The following is a 2,855-nucleotide window of genomic DNA, read 5'->3' as shown; positions in this document are numbered from 1 at the left end:
TCGATATCGAGCTGGCCAAGGCGCTGATCCTGGATCATGTCCCGGTTCATCTCAAGTACCTGGGGGCTCACAAGCATCCGGCAATACGCGCGGCGACCAACCAGTATCGCGAAAAGGAGATGCGCGAGAAGGAGTTCGCCGGCAAGGCACAGGAAATCCAATATCGCCAGGAAAAGGCGAAGGCGCTCAAGCGGCTCCAAACGCTGATCGAAACCGACGCGCCGGCGCAGCAAGCCATCCTGGAGAACGTCAAGCGTAAGGTGATGGATTTCCAGTATCAGCCCCAGAGCGTGCCGTTCGAGCTGTTCCAGAATGCGGACGACGCCCTGCGGGATCTTGAGCACATCGACGCTTTTCCGGCTCAACCCGGAGACTCTGGAGTCGATCCGCTGCCGGATGGGATACGCCGCTTCGTTGTGGAGTGCGATGAAGAGGCCCTGGTGTTCATGCACTGGGGGCGTGCGATCAATCAGTTCGGCACCAAGGGCTATCCCGGACGGGAGCGCGGCTTCGACCGTGACCTGGAGAACATGCTCATCCTCTCCGGATCGGACAAGGAAGAGGACGCGACCGGCAAGTTTGGGCTGGGCTTCAAGAGCGTCTGGCTGGTGACGGACCGGCCGACGATCGTCAGCGGGCGTCTTCAGGCGTCCATCGTCGGCGGTATCTTGCCCGTGCCGAATCGCGGTGAACTCAGCCAGACATTAGTCGCTCGATTGGCCGAGCATCAGCCGGATCGGCGTTGGCCGGGTACTGCCGTGCATCTGCCGCTCACCGGTGTATCCGGAGCGGATGTGCTCGCCCACTTTCCTGCTGTGGCCGGCACCATGGTGGCCTTCGCCCGCAGTCTGCGCCGAATCGACATCCGCCACCCAGACGGGACACAGATCTCGGTCAACTGGTTACCAAAACCCTTGCTCGATTGTGCCGGTATCGATCTCGGCTGGGTGCATCAGGACAACGGGGATCCGCTTCGGGTCATGAAGTTCCGGCTCGATGAGGGAGCCTTGCTGCTGCCGCTCGGCCCGCGCGGTTTCACGGAGTTGCCCAAGTCGATTCCACACCTCTGGGTCACGGCCCCGCTCAGCCAGGACGAGCGACTGGGGTTCGCCATCAATGCCATGTTCGAGGTGGCCTCCAGCCGCTCCCAGCTTTCGAACAGCGCCGTCTTCAAGAATCGCGCGCTCGCCAGTCGGCTGGGCAGCCAGTTAGCGGAGCGGCTGGCGGCGCTGCGCGAGGCCATTGCCTCCGATTGGGAGACTGTCCGGAGCGCCATGGACTTGGTGTCCGAACTGGACGTCTATGACCTCTGGCACAGCCTGTGGCAGGTCTTGCTCGCGCGCGTTCCTCAACTGGAGCGCGACTCAGGATCCCGAGTCGTGGCCGAGGCCCTACTCTCACCGGCACTCGCCGAATTGTCCCGACAGCACCCAATCGTGCCGAACGGACTTCCCGAGGGGCTGCGGCATTTGATGCGATGGACCCAGGCATCGACGGTGCTCAAGGGGGCACTATCGGAACAGGATGTCTTGCGGGCCGTGGTGTCCGCGCCCTGCTTCCAGGGACATTTGGATCCCCAGCGCAGTGTCTCGGCGGAGCTGGCCACCTGGCTCAGACTGCTCGTGAAAGCGCTGGGCGAGCGCCGGGATCTGCTGCACTCACTGAGCCTCGCGGACCTATTCCACCGGCTCGATGCCAATCAGCCGATCAGGCCCGAGGATGCCCGATCGCTCGGCAAGGCACTGCACCCGGAGACGTCGGCGCAATGGCTGAAGCGTGACGGGGAGGTGCCAAAGGAGACGCTCAAGGATCTTGAGCGGATGCAGGAGAAGGCTGGGCAATTGAAGTTCGTGTCGGCGGCGGGCGAGGCCGTTTCGGTGAAGCGCTTGCTCGGCGCAGGCTGTAGCGATGAGGAAACCCGTCGCCGGCGGTTTGCACCAGCCGCGTATCGGCTGGCCGACGGCTATGACGAGCAGGGCCTCGCCTTCTTCCGGCTCTGCCGTGACAAGCTCGATGCGCCGGCAGAGCGGTTGAAGGACTGGATGCTGAACGCCGCAGATAGCGTGTCCCGTCAGGCCGCGCTTCGCTATCTGCTGGAGGGTGATCTGGCGCAGGAGGTTGTCCAAAGGCTTCACGCATTTGGGCTAGCACGCACCTGGCTCGCGGATATCAGCGAGGATGATCCGCTGATCGCGGATTGGGACCGAAACAGCCGCTCGCGTCTCGTCTATCAAATCCTCAAGACCCCTGAGGAGAGCCGGGACGCCCATTTGAGCCAGGGACTCATTCAGCCGCTTCCGCCACCCAAGCCGATCGATCCTGAGTGTGCGCTGAACGCCATCCATGACTGGTGGCTCGCCAACCGAGATGTCTATCTGCCGAAGTATCACCGTCGACTCTATCCGGAGGGCAGACCGCCAAGGCTGCATGAGGACGACAACAGCGATAACTATCGATCTTCCTGGCTGCTACTCCTGCTCCTCGGTGGCTTCCATACCATGGGTCGGACCCAACCTGAGCAGCATCGCGATTTCATCGAACTCTGCCAGCGTCGGGGCTGGTGGGACGTCTTCACCGCTCCGGATCCGACGGAGCACTTCGATGCGTGGATGGGCGTGCTGGATGAATACATCGATGCCCAAACGGACCAACAACGCTATGAGCAATGGATGATGCGGTTTCCAATCATCTACAAGCTCGCAAGGCAATTGGACAAAGGGGGTGGACGGTTAGCTCCGCCTCAAACTACATCTTGTGGGGCTGCCAATGGTGACCATCGATGAGTCGGCTCTCGGGGACAGGATCTGTCACGACGAGTTGCTCAAGCAACCGGCGGAAGAGAAGTCCGCGGGAGT

1 protein-coding gene is annotated in these 2,855 nt (G+C 62.1%); it reads left to right on the top strand.

Translation table 11 applies throughout. From position 1 onward, the window contains the following. Positions 1 to 2,783 (top strand): hypothetical protein (locus tag QZY07_RS22475; protein WP_295407745.1); only part of this gene is annotated, 2,783 nt, incomplete at its 5' end. Between the last annotated feature and the right edge of the window lie 72 nt (positions 2,784 to 2,855).

The organism is uncultured Thiocystis sp., from assembly GCF_903866365.1.
Taxonomy (GTDB): Bacteria; Pseudomonadota; Gammaproteobacteria; order Chromatiales; family Chromatiaceae; genus Chromatium.
The sequence above is the reverse complement of the archived record's forward strand: the minus strand, read 5'-3'. Positions and strand labels throughout refer to the sequence as shown.